Here is a 13879-nt window from a genome sequence, read left to right as displayed (position 1 = left end):
CGCTCCTGTCAGTCCGGCTGGGGTTCCCACGGGTTGAGCAGGGGGACACCGCATGGCAGGAAATCCGCGACGTTGCGGGTCACGACCGTCTTGCCATGAACCAGCGCGGTCGCGGCGATGAGGGCATCACGTTCCGAACGGGGATCGGGGACATGGAGCCGGGCGCAGCGCAGGGCTACGGATGTATCGACGGGAAAAATACGCCCTTCGAACGCAGGAAGGACATGCTGTTCCAGCCAGGTCCGCAGGATCGTGCCAGTGGCTCCGTCGCGGCGCTCCACGCGCAGGATGCCGGTTTCCAGTTCCATGACGGTGATGGCGGAGAGATACAGATCTTCTGCCTCCACGCTATCCGCCCATGCCGCGACATTCGGGTCGGCTTTCCCGGCACGGATTTTTCTCAGTTCTGAAACGACGTTCGTGTCCAGCAGGAACATCAGGAAAAATCGGCCGGGCGGAGTGTGATATTGGCGCGAGGCGGATCGAATGCGATGTCCGCAGCTTCCGGCATCGCCAGAGCGTCCGCGATCTTGCGCGGATGGTGTGTCAGACGGCGGTATTCCTCAATACTGAGCAGGACATGGGCCGTGCGTCCCCTGTCGGTGATGAACACCGGTCCCTCGGCCGCCGCCTTCTTGGCCCGGCTGGTGTCCTGGTTGAACTCGCGGCTTGAAAGTGTGGTGATGCTCATGTCCGGCCTCCAGACTGCAATGTAGGAACATTACTACATAATGAGAGGGAGTGCCAGAAAATCCATGTCTGGTCGGGGTTCGCATCATCGTTGGCCGCAGCACCCGTCCAGCCACAAGACCCGGTTATCATTCGACTCCCGCGACCTTCGCTCAATGTGATGACGGTCTGGGCCGCACCGGACAAGTATTTTTTCCCTGCCATGCGCCGGGATGCGACGACGCGGGAAAAGCCCTTGCGGAACGGAAAATGGCCGCCCGACCTGTTCCTGCGCAAGGAGGAATCGAAAATGCCGGGAACCAAAATTCAATGGGGACAGGTCGCGGTGGTCCTGTCCATTGTCGTCCTGTCCTGGTGGGCCGCGACCCAATGGACGGCCTGGGAACTGGGCTTCCAGCCTGAACTCGGTCGGCCCTGGTTCGTGCTGTTCCATCACTGGTCGGTCTACGCGCCGCCGCTGTTTTTCTGGTGGTGGTTCGAATTCGACGCCTATGCCCCGAACGTCTTTGCGCGCGGGGCGTGGATGGCCGGATCGGGTGGGGTGCTGGCTTTCGCCGCCGCCGTGACGCTGTCGGTCCATCGCGCCCGTGAAGCCAGGAAAATCGAAACCTACGGGTCGGCACGCTGGGCGGACCCGGACGAGATCGCGAAAGCCGGGCTGCTTGACCCGGATGGGGTGGTGCTTGGCCGGTATGGCAAGGCCTATCTGCGCCATGACGGACCGGAGCACGTCCTGACCTTTGCACCAACGCGCAGTGGCAAGGGTGTCGGTATGGTCATCCCGACGCTTCTGACCTGGCCTGGCTCAGCTATTGTCCACGACATTAAGGGCGAGAACTGGGAGTTGACGGCGGGATTTCGCGCCCGTTTCGGTCGCGTCGTGCTGTTTGACCCGACCAATGCGATCTCGTCCGCCTATAACCCGTTACTGGAAATCCGGCGTGGAGAGTGGGAAGTCCGCGATGCCCAGAATGTCGCCGATATCCTCGTGGACCCGGAAGGCAGTCTGGAGAAGCGCAATCACTGGGAGAAAACCTCACACTCCCTGCTTGTCGGCGCCATCCTGCATGTCCTCTATGCCGAGCCAGACAAAACCCTCGCCGGTGTCGCCAATTTCCTGTCGGACCCGAAGCGCCCGATCGCCACCACGCTGTCGGTCATGATGCGGACAAACCATCTGGGTGAGAAGTGGCCACATCCTGTTGTTGCATCGGCCGCGCGCGAGCTGCTGAACAAATCGCCCAATGAACGCTCGGGCGTGCTCTCCACTGCCATGTCCTTCCTTGGCCTGTACCGTGATCCGGTGGTGGCGGAAGTCACCCGGCGCTGCGAATGGCGCATTGCCGACATCGTTGGAGGGGACCGCCCAGTGACGCTTTACCTGACCGTGCCCCCCTCGGATATCAGCCGCACCAAGCCATTGATCAGGCTGGTGCTGAACCAGATTGGCCGTAGGCTGACGGAAGACTTGGAGGCTGCGGCACAGCGACGGCGCCTGCTACTGATGCTCGACGAATTTCCGGCCCTCGGGCGTCTGGATTTCTTTGAATCGGCGCTGGCTTTCATGGCGGGCTACCGGATCAAAAGCTTCCTGATCGCCCAGTCCCTCAACCAGATCGAACGGGCTTATGGGCCGAACAATTCGATCCTCGACAACTGCCATGTCCGGGTGAGCTTCGCCACCAACGATGAGCGGACGGCGAAACGTGTGTCTGACGCGCTTGGGACTGCCACCGAGATGAAGGCGATGAAGAACTACGCGGGGCACCGGCTTTCGCCCTGGCTGGGCCATCTGATGGTTTCGCGCTCGGAGACGGCACGCCCGCTGCTGACGGCGGGAGAAGTCATGCAGCTCCCGCCAGCGGACGAGATCGTCATGGTCTCCGGTCTCTATCCGATCCGCGCGAAGAAGGCCCGCTATTTCGAGGATGACCGCTTCCGCGAGCGCGTTCTTCCTCCGCCTGATCTTCCGCGCCCGAAAGATGGCCGTCCCGACGACTGGAGCACGCGACCGTTGCCGCCACGCCCACCGGCGCCGGATGCCGGGGCGGAGCCGACGGAGGACGAGGGGGATGAAGACCCGAAACAGTCTGCCCGCCGCCGTCAGCCAGAACTGGGTGAGGGAACGGTCGAGAAGAAGGAGCCGATGGAAAATGAATTCGCACCCGACCCGACTGACGAATTCGACGACATCGCGCCCCGTAACAACCGGATGAACGATCTCATGCGCGGTGTGGCCCGGCAGGCATCGCTCGACTGTGGCGACGAGCTGGAACTGTGAGGAAAGTATGGTGATGGCAAAAAAGAAAGCCCAGATCTCCGTCTATCTCGACCCTGATGTGATGAAGACCCTCTCCGCCTATGCCGCGCGACGTGCGCAGCCGATGTCCCTGATCGTGGAGGCTGCCGTCGCTTCCTTTCTGTCGCCCGACGGGGAGGAGCGCCGCGAGGCTGCAACATCGAAGCGCCTCGACCGGCAGGACCGGCGTCTTGCGCGGCTGGAGCGCGATATCGGCATCACGGTGGAGACCCTGGCGCTGTTCATCCGCTTCTGGCTCACCACGACCCCGCCCTTGCCTGAACCGGCTGCCAGGGCAGCACGGGCGCAGGCCGGGGCGCGTTACGATAATTTTGTCTCGGCCCTCGGTCGCAGGCTGGCCCAGGGACCGAGACTCCAGCAGGAAATTCCAGACGATGTTTCCGATCCTGCCTTACAGGATGAACCGGATTCGTAATTTCCGCACCCTGCAAGTATTTTTGCCCTACGTTTCCCCACCGCCCTACGACGCATGAATTCCTGTTGAACCGCGTGGTTTCCTGCCTTTCTTAATTGCCCCGTTGCTGTCCGCGCATCGTGTTCGGCTCATAGCGGGGAAAATCATGTCAGTTTCCAGCATCCATGAAAGGGCCACGGTACGCGGCATGTCCATGCTGCGCACGGCGATGGGACCGGCGATTGCCCGGCACCTCGCTGATCCTGCCATTGTCGAGGTGATGCTCAATCCCGATGGCAGGCTGTGGATCGACCGCCTGTCCGAGGGGCTGGGCGATACCGGCGACAGGGTTACGCCGGCCGATGCCGAGCGCATCGTACGCCTGGTCGCGCACCATGTCGGGGCGGAGGTGCATGAGGCAGCACCGCGCGTATCGGCGGAACTGCCAACCGGTGAGCGGTTCGAGGGATTGCTCCCGCCCGTCGTGACCGCCCCGAGTTTCGCCATCCGCAAGCCCGCCGTGGCCGTGTTCACCCTCGACGATTATGTCGCCGCCGGAATCATGACGGTGGGGCAGGCGGTATTTCTGCGCCGCGCGGTCGCGGAACGGAAAAACATCCTGGTCGCCGGCGGGACATCGACCGGCAAGACCACGCTGGTCAATGCGCTGCTGGCCGAGGTCGCGAAAACCGGTGATCGCGTCGTGCTGATCGAAGATACGCGGGAACTGCAATGCACAGCCCCCAATCTGATCGCCATGCGTACAAGGGATGGTGTCGTAACCCTGTCCGAACTGGTGCGGTCCGCCCTGCGCCTGCGGCCCGACCGTATCCCGATTGGTGAGGTGCGCGGCCCCGAGGCGCTGGACCTGCTGAAAGCATGGGGCACCGGCCATCCCGGCGGTATCGGTACACTACATGCCGGATCAGTGCTCGCGGCCCTGTATCGGCTGGAACAACTGATCCAGGAGGCGGTGGTCACAGTGCCACGCGCCATGATCGCGGAAACCATCGACGTCATCGCGGTCCTGTCCGGACGCGGCACGGCCCGCCACCTGTCCGAACTGGCAGAAATCGATGGCCTAGATCCCGTGACGGGTGCCTATCGCATCCGTCCGGTCAGCTTCTCGTCTCCCGAAACATCCTGCTCTGCCAATGGAGAGTCATCATGAGGCCGCCTTCACGTCTGCGCGCCGTCGTGTGCGCTGTCGCACGTCCTGACTGGCATGTGCGGGATCTCCGTGTATTCGGAACGTCCCTGTTGCTGTCGTTTGCTTTCGCGTCGTCGGCATGGGCGTCAGGATCCAGCATGCCGTGGGAAACCCCGCTCAACGAGATTCTGGAATCCGTGCAGGGACCGGTCGCCAAAATCATCTCGGTGATCATCATTACCGTGACCGGCCTGACGCTGGCCTTCGGGGAAACATCCGGCGGGTTCCGCCGCCTGATCCAGATTGTCTTTGGTCTATCCATTGCTTTTGCCGCGTCCAGCTTCTTCCTGTCGTTCTTTTCGTTCTCCGGTGGGGCGCTGATCTGATGGCCGTGGGATATGACGATGATGCCGTGCCGGGCTTCCATGTCCCGGTGCATCGCTCGCTGACCGATCCCATCCTGCTCGGTGGTGCGCCCCGCGCCGTTGCCATCGCCAACGGCACGCTGGCGGCAGCGATCGCCCTTGGTCTGCGGCTGTGGCTGATCGGGGCCGCATTCTGGATCGTCGGCCATGGGCTCGCGGTCTGGGGTGCGAAACGCGATCCGGTCTTCATCGAGGTGGGACGACGGCATCTCCGTTATCCCGCCTGGCTTCGTGCGTAGAGGGAGGACAGGGCCATGATGTCCCTTGGCGAATATCGCAACCGAAACTCCCTGCTGTCTGATTTCCTGCCCTGGGCCGCGCTGGTCGAAAAGGGCGTCGTCCTGAACAAGGACGGCAGTTTTCAGCGCACCGCAAAAATACGTGGTCCCGATCTCGATAGCGCAACACCAGCGGAACTGGTCGGTGTGACCGGAAGATTGAACAATGCGCTCCGTCGCCTTGGCTCAGGCTGGGCGGTGTTCGTGGAAGCGCAGCGCGTCCCGGCGACACTCTATCCTGACGGTGACTTTCCCGACGCAGCCAGCCAGATGGTCGACCTGGAGCGCCGGGAGCAGTTCGAGGATGAGGGCGCGCATTTCGAGAGTCGGTATTTTCTGACCCTGGTCTGGCTGCCACCGGCGGAATCATCAGGTCGCGCCGAGCGTTTTCTCTATGAAGGCAGGGAACGCGATGGTCCCGATCCGCATGGCATGCTCCATACGTTCGTGGACCGCACGGATCGGATGCTGGCCTTGCTGGATGGCTTCATGCCCGAGGCGGCATGGCTGGATGACGGTGAGATGCTGACTTATCTGCACAGTACCATCTCCACCCGGAACCAGCGGGTCCGGGTGCCGGAAATTCCGATGCATCTGGATGCCCTGCTGGTGGACCAGCCGCTTTCGGGTGGTCTGGAGCCAAAGCTGGGCGATGCCTTCCTGAAAACCCTGACCATTACGGGTTTCCCGTCGCGGACTTTCCCCGGAATCCTGGACGACCTGAACCGGCTGGCCATGCCCTATCGCTGGTCCACCCGCGCCATCCTGCTGGACAAGACCGACGCCACCAAGGTGCTGACGAAAATCAGGCGCCAGTGGTTCGCAAAGCGCAAGAGTATCGCAGCCATTGTCCGCGAAGTGATGACCAATGAGGCGTCAGTTCTCGTGGATAACGATGCCGCCAACAAGGCAGCCGATGCCGATCTGGCGTTGCAGTCGCTGGGCGCGGATGATGTCGGGCAGGCTTACATCACGGCCACGGTGACGGTGTGGGATGGCAGCGCCAGCATAGCGGCGGAAAAACTTCGCCTCGTGGAAAAGATCATTCAGGGCCGTGACTTCACCTGCATGGCGGAAAGCCTGAACGCGGTGGAGGCGTGGCTGGGATCTCTGCCGGGGCATGTCTACGCCAATGTGCGGCAGCCCCCGGTCTCGACCCTGAATCTGGCGCACATGATTCCGCTTTCCGCCGTGTGGGCAGGGCCGGAGATGGATGGGCATTTCAAGGCCGCACCGCTGTTTTATGGCAAAACGGCAGGGGCCACGCCGTTCCGGTTTTCCCTGCATGTCGGCGATGTGGGTCATACGCTAATCGCGGGACCGACCGGGGCAGGTAAATCCGTGCTGCTGGCGCTCATGGCGCTCCAGTTCCGTCGCTATGCGGGATCGCAGATTTTTGCCTTCGATTTTGGCGGGTCGATGCGCGCGGCAACGCTGGCGATGGGAGGCGATTGGCGCGATCTCGGGGGTGGACTGACAGATGCCGATCTGTCTGGAGAAGAGGGCAGCGGCGTATTACTTCAGCCGCTGGCGCGGATCGATGATCCGGATGAGCGCAAATGGGCCAGTGAATGGCTCGGTCAGATCCTTGTCGGCGAGGGGGTGGCGCTGACCCCGGAGGTGAAGTCTCACCTCTGGTCGGCTCTGAATTCGCTGGCATCGTCGCCTGCCCGTGAGCGGACCCTGTCCGGCCTGGTCGCGCTTCTCCAGTCCAACGCCCTGAAGCAGGCGTTGGCGCCCTACTGCCTCGGTGGTCCCTACGGCCGCCTCCTGGATGCGGATGCCGAGCGTATCGGGGATGCCGATGTGGTGGTGTTCGAAACCGAAGGTCTGATCGGCTCGGGCGCGGCCTCCTCCGTTCTGTCGTACCTGTTCCACCGCATCGAAGGCCGTCTGGACGGCCGGCCGACCCTGCTGGTCATCGATGAGGGCTGGCTGGTTCTCGATGACGGGGATTTCTCCGGCCAGTTGCGAGAGTGGCTGAAAACCCTGCGCAAAAAGAACGCCAGCGTCATCTTCGCCACCCAGTCCCTGTCGGATATTGCCAATTCCCGCATTGCTCCGGCGGTGGTGGAAAGCTGCCCGACACGGATATTCCTGCCTAACGAGCGGGCGATCGAGCCGCAGATCATGGCGCTCTATCGGGATTTTGGCCTGAACGACCGACAGATCGCCATCATCGCGCGGGCCGCGTCGAAGCGGGACTATTACTGCCAGACGCAACGCGGCAATCGCCTGTTCGAACTGGGGCTCGGGCCTGTCGCACTCGCCTTATGCGCAGCATCAGGGAAGGACGATCACAAGCTGATCGATGCAGTGCTGGCGGAACACGGCCGGGACGGTTTTCTCCTCGCGTGGTTTGACGCGCGGGGCGTGTCATGGGCGGCGGATCTGTTGCGCGACGATCGCGGGGCGGAGGACGTGCCATGACGGAAAGACATTGCCAGCTTCGGACCGATTTTTTTGCGCGTGTGAGAGAAAAACATTTCCATCGCACTGCTCTTGTCGCCTCTGTTACGCTGGCATTCGGTGCAACGTTCGACCTTTCACGACCGGCCCGTGCCCAATGGGCGGTCTATGATGGGGCGAACCACGTCCAGAACGTGCTGATCGCGGCCCGCACGCTTCAGCAGATCGACAACCAGATCACATCTCTTGCCAATCAGGCGCAGATGCTGGTCAACCAGGGCCGTAATCTGGCGAGCCTGCCACTGTCGACATTGTCGACGCTGCAATCAACGATTTCCCAGACAACAGCCTTGCTCGCGCAGGCACAGAACATCGCTTATTCGGTGACCTCGGTCGAGCAGCAATACCAGCAGGCGTACACCTCAATCTCGTCCGGCATGTCAGACAGTGCCCTGTTCAGCCAGGCACAGACACGGTGGCAGAATTCCGTGGGCGGGTTCGAAGATGCCCTGAAGCTTCAGGCTCGGGTGGTAGGAAACATCCCCAGCGACAGTTCGGCCATGACCCAGCTTGTCTCTTCCAGCCAGACCTCCACGGGCGCGTTGCAGGCGGCGCAGGCAGGAAACCAGCTTCTGGCGCTACAGTCCCGTCAGTTATCCGACATTCAGGCCGAACTTGCTGCCAATGGCCGCGCCACAGCCCTGCAACAGGCGCGCGATGCTGCGACGGAAGCGGAAAGTGAAGCCCAGTATCAGCATTTTTCACAGCATGACGCCTATGTGCCCGGCACGGTGTCCATTTTCGGCAGCAGCGGGAACTGACCGCCATGGCGATGGGCAATGTGGGCGTTATCGACACTTTCCTGAATACCTTCACCACCACCATCGACAGCGGCTTCGGTCTGGTGAAGGGGAATGTGATCTCACTAGCAGGAACACTGTCCGTGCTGGATATGGCGCTGGCTGGCCTGTTCTGGGCCTGGGCTGCTGATGAGGACATCATCCAGCGTCTGGTGAAGAAGACGCTCTATATCGGATTCTTTTCCTTTCTGATCAGCAATTTCTCCAGTCTGTCGAAGACCGTCTTTGACAGTTTTGCGGCCCTTGGCCTGAGAGCCGGTGGCGGCAATCTGGCACTCGGAGACTTCCTGCGGCCCGGCCGACTGGCATCCACGGGTTTCGATGCAGCCCAGCCGCTTCTGGATTCAGTCCATAATCTCCTTGGTCCTGTCGCCTTCTTTACGAACTTCATTCAGATCTTTGTGCTCTGTCTGTCGTGGCTGATCGTGCTCGCGGCGTTCTTCATTCTGGCCGTGCAGCTTTTTGTTGCCCTGATCGAATTCAAGCTGACCACGCTGGCGGGTTTCATCCTGATCCCCTTCGCCCTGTTCAGCCGCACCGCCTTTCTGGCGGAAAAGGTGCTGGGCAATGTCGTCTCGTCGGGTGTGAAGATCATGGTGCTGGCGGTCATTTCCGCTATCGCGTCGGTTCTGTTCGCCCAGTTCTCAACCTCCTACGGCAGCGACGTTCCCACGATCGGGCAGTCCGTCTCGGTGGTGCTGGCCTCCCTTGCAATTGTCGGCCTGTCCATTTTTGGCGGCAGCATCGCCAATGGGCTGATTTCCGGCGCACCGCAGCTTGGCGCGGGAGCGGCAGTCGGTACCGGCATGGCGGTTGGCGCCATGGGTGCTGCTGCGGCGGCCGGTGTCGGGGCTGTTGCTTCCGGTGGTGCCGCAGCCCTCGGCGCCACGGCTGCCGCCGCGCGGGGAGGGGCCGCGATTGCCGGGGCTGCTACCTCCGCCTATTCGGCCGGAGCCGCAGGCGCGTCTGGCGGCGCGGGCAGCATGGCCGCCGGGATCGGAGGCATGGGCCGGGCCGTCGGTGGAAATGTCGCGAATGCCGTCAAAGGGGCGGCTTCGCGTGCCGGTTCATCCCTCAAGGAAAGCTATGCCGCCGGTGGACGCTGGGCCGCGCGCGGGATGGGGGAGGGAGGCGAAGGCGGAGCCGGGGATAACGGACCGGCACCTTCTGGAGGCGGTGGTCCTGCCGGAGAAGGGGATGGCCCCACGGGTGGCGGCCCTACCGGTGAGGGTCCGTCTGGTGGAGATGGTGGCGGTTCCGGCGAACCGCCCCGCTGGGCTCAGAAGATGAAGCGCCGCAATGCCGCCGCTCATGCTGCTGAGGCCGCCCATGTTATCCGCTCCGCCGATGGCGGGGGCGGATCTTCCTCCATCGATCTGTCGGAAAAGGAATGAGGACGATGTTCCGTCGCTCCACCACCCGCTACGGGACCACGCCCGAGCCTGTCACGCCCTATCAGAAAGCCGCGCAAGTCTGGGACGAGCGCATCGGCTCCGCCCGTGTACAGGCCCGTAACTGGCGGCTGATGGCGTTCGGCTCTCTGCTTCTGTCCGCAGGCCTTGGCGTAGGGCTGGTCTGGCAGTCCGCGCGCGGTACCATCACGCCGTGGGTCGTGCAGGTCGATCGGCTGGGGCAGGCGCAGGTCGTGGCCCCCGCGATAGCGGGCTATATGCCCGCCGATCCGCAGATCGCTTGGTATCTGGCGCAGTTCGTTCATGACGTGCGCGCTCTGTCGTCGGACCCTGTGATGGTGCGGCAGAACTGGCTACGCGCCTATGATTTCACCACCACGTCGGGCGCTCAGGCGCTTAACGATTATGCCCGCCTCAATGATCCGTTCTCGCGCATCGGGCATGAGCAGGTCGAGGTGGACATCGCCTCGGTGATCCGGGCGTCTCCCGGCAGCTTCCGTGTCGCCTGGAGCGAGCGCCATTACCGCGACGGCGCGTTCACCGGCACCGAACGCTGGACCGCCATCGTGTCGGTCGTTCTGCACACGCCACGCGATGCCGACCATCTCAGGAAAAATCCGCTCGGAATCTACGTCTCCGCCATCAACTGGTCGAAGGAGCTTGGTCAATGACGCGCTTCATTTTCGCAGCCCTTCCTGTGGCGCTGCTCTCGCTTGCCGGTTGCGCGGGCAGTTACCATCCGCCCGTCATCCGGTACGATGACGCCGCGCGCGCGACGAGAATTCCCGATCCACCGAAGCCCGTGCAGGTGGTGGAGGTGCCACAGCCACTTCCTCTGCCGGGCCAGTTCAAGCCACTGCCGTCACGACGCACGGCCCATCCGGTCCCCGAGGTTACTGATCCGACCACGCGCGTGACCCAGGCTAATCTGGCGGCGCGCATCCAGCCGACGCGGGCCGGTTTCATCAATGCGGTGCAGGTCTATCCCTATTCTCCGGGTGCCCTCTATCAGGTCTATACCTCGCCAGGCGAGATCACGGACATCATGCTCCAGCAGGGTGAAAAACTGGTGGGCACCGGCCCAGTTGCTGCTGGGGATACGGTGCGCTGGGTCATCGGTGACACCGAAAGCGGAGAAGGGGCGACCAAACGCATCCATATCCTGGTGAAGCCGACCCGGCCGGATCTGACCACTAATCTGATCATCAATACTGACCGACGGACTTATCTGGCGGAATTGAGGTCAACACCCCCCACATACATGGCGTCGGTCTCGTGGAACTATCCCGAGGACGATCTGATTGCCCTGCACCGGCAGGACGACGCGGCCGATGACTCTGCCCCAGTGGACGCGGGGCTGAATCTCGATACCCTGAATTTCCGCTATGCCATCCAGCCGGTGAAAGGCGGCACGCCGCCCTGGTTACCCGGCCGGGCCTTTGATGACGGTCACAAGGTCTATATCGCTTTTCCATCCGGGATCGGGCAGGGGGAACTGCCGCCGCTCTTCGTGCTGGGGGCGGATGGCGGCCCGGAACTGGTCAATTACCGGGTGCGGCAGAACTGGATGATCGTGGATCGGCTGTTCGCCGCCGCTGAACTGCGGCTGGGCGATAAGCATTCCGAGCAGCGGGTGCGCATTGTCCGCATTGACGGCAGGAAGTCATGACCGGGCAGGCTCACACAGTGGGAGAAAATTCTGCGGCTCCGGCCACAGGGGGAAATTCCGCAGCATCACCGCCGCCACCTGATCTGCGTCTGCGGACGGAACGACCGCGTGTCGTGCGGCTTTCCCGCACCGTGGTCTGGTCGCTGGGCGGGGTTGGCATGATCGCGGTGGCCTTCGCGCTGGGCTATGCCCTTCAGGCAAGCCATCGGGTGTCATCCACGCCTGCCGCGCAGGACGCGGATGTGCGTCCCTCTGCCGACGGGCTGGCGGGACTGCCGTCCGACTATGTCGGCAAGGATGTGCCGAAGCTGGGACCAGCGCTGCCCGGTGATCTGGGGCATACCATCCTCCACGCACAGGAGCAGGGAAAGGCAGCCTCGGGTGGCGACGACCGCCGTGCCGCGCAGGAGGTCGAGGCCGCAATCGCCAGCAAATTGTTCGTGCAGACGGGAGAACGCGACCGGGGTACCGACCAGGCAACTCCGCCCACATCGGGTGCATCTGCGTCCCAGGCAAATCCATCTTCTTCGACCGACGCCCAATCAGGCAACCGTGCCTTTCTGGCAGGCCAGCCTGACCGCGCGACGACCAGCCCGGATCGCATCATGCCGTCAGCTTCGCCTTATATCCTTCAGGCGGGCACTGTCATCGCGGGGGCGCTGAACACGAAAATCAGCTCTGACCTTCCGGGTCAGATTACTGGCCATGTCACGCAGAACGTCTATGACAGCCCGACCGGTCGTTTCCTGCTGATCCCGCAGGGAAGCCTGCTGTTCGGGGCCTATAACAGCGGCATTTCTTTCGGGCAGCAGCGTACCCAGATCATCTGGACCCGGCTGATTTACCCGAACGGCGAGAGCCTGGTGCTGGAAAAACTGCCCGGTGGCGACGCCATCGGCCAGTCCGGCCTGTCCGATGAAGTGAACAACCACTGGGGCCAGCTTTTCAGGGCTGCCATCGTGACCACGCTCCTGAGCGTCGGATCAGAGGCCGGAACCAGTCAGAGCGAGAACAATCTGGCGCAGGCCATCCGTTCTGGGGCCAGCAATGGGTTTTCCATGGTTGGTAACCGGCTGGTTGATCGCAGCCTCAACATCCAGCCGACCCTAACCGACCGGCCGGGGCTGCCTTTCACCTTGATCCTTAACCGCGACCTTGTCCTGCAACCTCGCCACGCAAAGGAAACAGCACCATGACAACGCTGCGCATCACTGAAATTCCGGATGAAAAGCCGGTCCGCATGCCCGTGGACTTACCGGCGGACCTCCATCGTGATCTGGTGACTTACGCAGCACTGGTCAGCCAGAATGGTCAGCCCGTCGATCCAACCCGTCTCGTGCCGCACATGATCCGTGGATTCATTGCATCTGATCGAGCTTTCGCGAAGCTTAAGCGTGCGCGAGCTAAGCAGATAGTAAGCAGAGAAACTTAGTCTATTCGAGATTCTGCTTTCCCAAGAAAACAAGTATTTTATGTGCGACGGTCGACAAATTTCTATCGCGCCATCCAATGCCGTAATCAAGATGTGAAAAACCGTCGCCGTCGCGCACTTCTAGCACAGTTACCTGCTCAAGGATCGTACCTGGAAAAAATGCGAGCCAGCCAGCCGGCATGAGCGTAATACCATGTCCGTTAATGACGAGAGCGATCGTCCGCAGACTTATGATTTCTTCCCTACACACTGTTGGTAGAAAGCCAGCAATGCTTGCTTTGCGTTTTAACAGTGTAGACATGTCCTCTCCTGTATCATCGTTACCGAAGACAAAAGTTTCTTCCCGTAAATCGCTCCAACATGTCGTGACAGACGAAGCAAGAGGATGGTTTGTCGGTGTCACAGCGACAATTCGATCGCTCCACAGTGGTAAGGTAGCTGCGCAAGATTCGTTCAGCGGAAGGGCTATAATTACTAAATCAACGATACCGTCGAAAAGAGCCGAAATTACATCTCTCTTGGATACGTCACGATATATAAACGAAATACCGGGATAAAGAATTCTATACGGTTCGATGAAGGCCGACACCCGTCCTGGCGGTACATTACTTTGTATTCCTATTGATACGATACCGCTTTCACCCAAGGCGCATCTCCGAGTATATTCATAAAGAGCATTTGTGTCGTGCAACAGAGCCTCAGCTTGTCGGAGGAATGCTTCGCCGACTGGCGTAGGCGTTGTGCCAGATGATGTCCTGCGGAAAAGCTGAATTCCGACGCGCTCCTCAAGTAGCCGAAGTGAACGACTGACTGCGGACTGTTTGGAATTTAGAGCGCGTG

Annotated in this window: 15 protein-coding genes; 12 read left to right on the top strand and 3 right to left on the bottom strand. The window is 61.7% G+C overall.

Going from position 1 to position 13879, the window contains the following annotated elements:
• Positions 1 to 8 precede the first annotated feature (8 nt).
• Together OQZ28_RS15025 and OQZ28_RS15020 are read right to left on the bottom strand one after the other, a co-directional pair.
• A complete protein-coding gene (locus OQZ28_RS15025) occupies positions 9 to 437 on the bottom strand; it encodes a type II toxin-antitoxin system VapC family toxin (RefSeq protein WP_039733994.1) in 429 nt (142 codons plus the stop codon).
• Positions 437 to 691, bottom strand: coding sequence for a type II toxin-antitoxin system Phd/YefM family antitoxin (locus tag OQZ28_RS15020; RefSeq protein ID WP_010517990.1), 255 nt, complete (start codon positions 689 to 691; stop codon positions 437 to 439). The genes OQZ28_RS15025 and OQZ28_RS15020 overlap by 1 nt, the downstream gene beginning before the upstream one ends.
• Before the next feature lie 288 nt (positions 692 to 979).
• Here OQZ28_RS15020 and OQZ28_RS15015 point away from each other — a divergent pair, with 288 nt between their 5' ends.
• The 12 genes from OQZ28_RS15015 (at position 980) to OQZ28_RS14960 (ending at position 13039) form a co-directional block, all read left to right on the top strand.
• On the top strand, positions 980 to 2971 hold the full coding sequence (locus tag OQZ28_RS15015; RefSeq protein ID WP_010517992.1) for a conjugal transfer protein TraG: 1992 nt from the start codon (positions 980 to 982) through the stop codon (positions 2969 to 2971).
• A gap of 7 nt (positions 2972 to 2978) precedes the next feature.
• Positions 2979 to 3425 carry a hypothetical protein gene (locus OQZ28_RS15010; protein WP_010517994.1) on the top strand — a complete coding sequence of 149 codons (447 nt, stop codon included), beginning with the start codon at positions 2979 to 2981 and terminating at the stop codon, positions 3423 to 3425.
• Between the two features lie 145 nt (positions 3426 to 3570).
• Positions 3571 to 4575 (top strand): P-type conjugative transfer ATPase TrbB, encoded by a 1005-nt coding sequence (trbB, locus tag OQZ28_RS15005; protein WP_082770880.1) that lies wholly within the window; start codon positions 3571 to 3573, stop codon positions 4573 to 4575.
• Positions 4572 to 4940, top strand: coding sequence for a TrbC/VirB2 family type IV secretion system protein (locus OQZ28_RS15000; RefSeq protein WP_034933525.1), 369 nt, complete (start codon positions 4572 to 4574; stop codon positions 4938 to 4940). The genes trbB and OQZ28_RS15000 overlap by 4 nt, the downstream gene beginning before the upstream one ends.
• Positions 4940 to 5218 (top strand): VirB3 family type IV secretion system protein, encoded by a 279-nt coding sequence (locus OQZ28_RS14995; protein WP_007397919.1) that lies wholly within the window; start codon positions 4940 to 4942, stop codon positions 5216 to 5218. Before OQZ28_RS15000 ends, OQZ28_RS14995 begins: the two co-directional genes overlap by 1 nt.
• A gap of 15 nt (positions 5219 to 5233) precedes the next feature.
• The gene (gene trbE / locus OQZ28_RS14990) at positions 5234 to 7687 is read left to right on the top strand and encodes a conjugal transfer protein TrbE (protein WP_007397920.1); all 2454 of its coding nucleotides are present in this window, start codon (positions 5234 to 5236) and stop codon (positions 7685 to 7687) included.
• Positions 7684 to 8487: a P-type conjugative transfer protein TrbJ gene (trbJ, locus tag OQZ28_RS14985; protein WP_034933520.1), complete on the top strand. Its 804-nt coding sequence runs from the start codon at positions 7684 to 7686 to the stop codon at positions 8485 to 8487. Before trbE ends, trbJ begins: the two co-directional genes overlap by 4 nt.
• 5 nt (positions 8488 to 8492) lie before the next feature.
• Positions 8493 to 9920, top strand: a complete 1428-nt coding sequence (gene trbL / locus OQZ28_RS14980) for a P-type conjugative transfer protein TrbL (RefSeq protein ID WP_034933517.1) — start codon at positions 8493 to 8495, stop codon at positions 9918 to 9920.
• 5 nt (positions 9921 to 9925) lie between these two features.
• Positions 9926 to 10609 (top strand): conjugal transfer protein TrbF, encoded by a 684-nt coding sequence (gene trbF, locus OQZ28_RS14975; protein ID WP_039735301.1) that lies wholly within the window; start codon positions 9926 to 9928, stop codon positions 10607 to 10609.
• Positions 10606 to 11607 (top strand): P-type conjugative transfer protein TrbG, encoded by a 1002-nt coding sequence (trbG, locus tag OQZ28_RS14970; protein ID WP_007397924.1) that lies wholly within the window; start codon positions 10606 to 10608, stop codon positions 11605 to 11607. Before trbF ends, trbG begins: the two co-directional genes overlap by 4 nt.
• The gene (locus tag OQZ28_RS14965; RefSeq protein WP_029329795.1) at positions 11604 to 12803 is read left to right on the top strand and encodes a TraB/TrbI/VirB10 family type IV secretion system protein; all 1200 of its coding nucleotides are present in this window, start codon (positions 11604 to 11606) and stop codon (positions 12801 to 12803) included. The genes trbG and OQZ28_RS14965 overlap by 4 nt, the downstream gene beginning before the upstream one ends.
• Complete coding sequence (locus OQZ28_RS14960; protein ID WP_007397926.1) at positions 12800 to 13039, top strand: DUF2274 domain-containing protein; 240 nt, start codon at positions 12800 to 12802, stop codon at positions 13037 to 13039. The genes OQZ28_RS14965 and OQZ28_RS14960 overlap by 4 nt, the downstream gene beginning before the upstream one ends.
• A 1-nt stretch (position 13040) precedes the next feature.
• Here the strand turns inward: OQZ28_RS14960 and OQZ28_RS14955 are convergent.
• Positions 13041 to 13879 (bottom strand): LysR family transcriptional regulator (locus OQZ28_RS14955; protein WP_458136583.1); only part of this gene is annotated, 839 nt, incomplete at its 5' end.

The organism is Komagataeibacter sp. NFXK3, assembly GCF_054182245.1.
Note: the sequence above shows the minus strand (reverse complement) of the source record. Positions and strands in the feature narration are given on the sequence as shown.

What these genes read in the sequence shown, in the direction of transcription:
- OQZ28_RS15025 (WP_039733994.1), bottom strand. Translation starts at nt 437, where the DNA reads ATGTTCCTGCTGGACACGAACGTCGTTTCAGAACTGAGAAAAATCCGT.
- OQZ28_RS15020 (WP_010517990.1), bottom strand. Translation starts at nt 691, where the DNA reads ATGAGCATCACCACACTTTCAAGCCGCGAGTTCAACCAGGACACCAGC.
- OQZ28_RS15015 (WP_010517992.1), top strand. Translation starts at nt 980, where the DNA reads ATGCCGGGAACCAAAATTCAATGGGGACAGGTCGCGGTGGTCCTGTCC.
- OQZ28_RS15010 (WP_010517994.1), top strand. Translation starts at nt 2,979, where the DNA reads ATGGTGATGGCAAAAAAGAAAGCCCAGATCTCCGTCTATCTCGACCCT.
- trbB (WP_082770880.1), top strand. Translation starts at nt 3,571, where the DNA reads ATGTCAGTTTCCAGCATCCATGAAAGGGCCACGGTACGCGGCATGTCC.
- OQZ28_RS15000 (WP_034933525.1), top strand. Translation starts at nt 4,572, where the DNA reads ATGAGGCCGCCTTCACGTCTGCGCGCCGTCGTGTGCGCTGTCGCACGT.
- OQZ28_RS14995 (WP_007397919.1), top strand. Translation starts at nt 4,940, where the DNA reads ATGGCCGTGGGATATGACGATGATGCCGTGCCGGGCTTCCATGTCCCG.
- trbE (WP_007397920.1), top strand. Translation starts at nt 5,234, where the DNA reads ATGATGTCCCTTGGCGAATATCGCAACCGAAACTCCCTGCTGTCTGAT.
- trbJ (WP_034933520.1), top strand. Translation starts at nt 7,684, where the DNA reads ATGACGGAAAGACATTGCCAGCTTCGGACCGATTTTTTTGCGCGTGTG.
- trbL (WP_034933517.1), top strand. Translation starts at nt 8,493, where the DNA reads ATGGCGATGGGCAATGTGGGCGTTATCGACACTTTCCTGAATACCTTC.
- trbF (WP_039735301.1), top strand. Translation starts at nt 9,926, where the DNA reads ATGTTCCGTCGCTCCACCACCCGCTACGGGACCACGCCCGAGCCTGTC.
- trbG (WP_007397924.1), top strand. Translation starts at nt 10,606, where the DNA reads ATGACGCGCTTCATTTTCGCAGCCCTTCCTGTGGCGCTGCTCTCGCTT.
- OQZ28_RS14965 (WP_029329795.1), top strand. Translation starts at nt 11,604, where the DNA reads ATGACCGGGCAGGCTCACACAGTGGGAGAAAATTCTGCGGCTCCGGCC.
- OQZ28_RS14960 (WP_007397926.1), top strand. Translation starts at nt 12,800, where the DNA reads ATGACAACGCTGCGCATCACTGAAATTCCGGATGAAAAGCCGGTCCGC.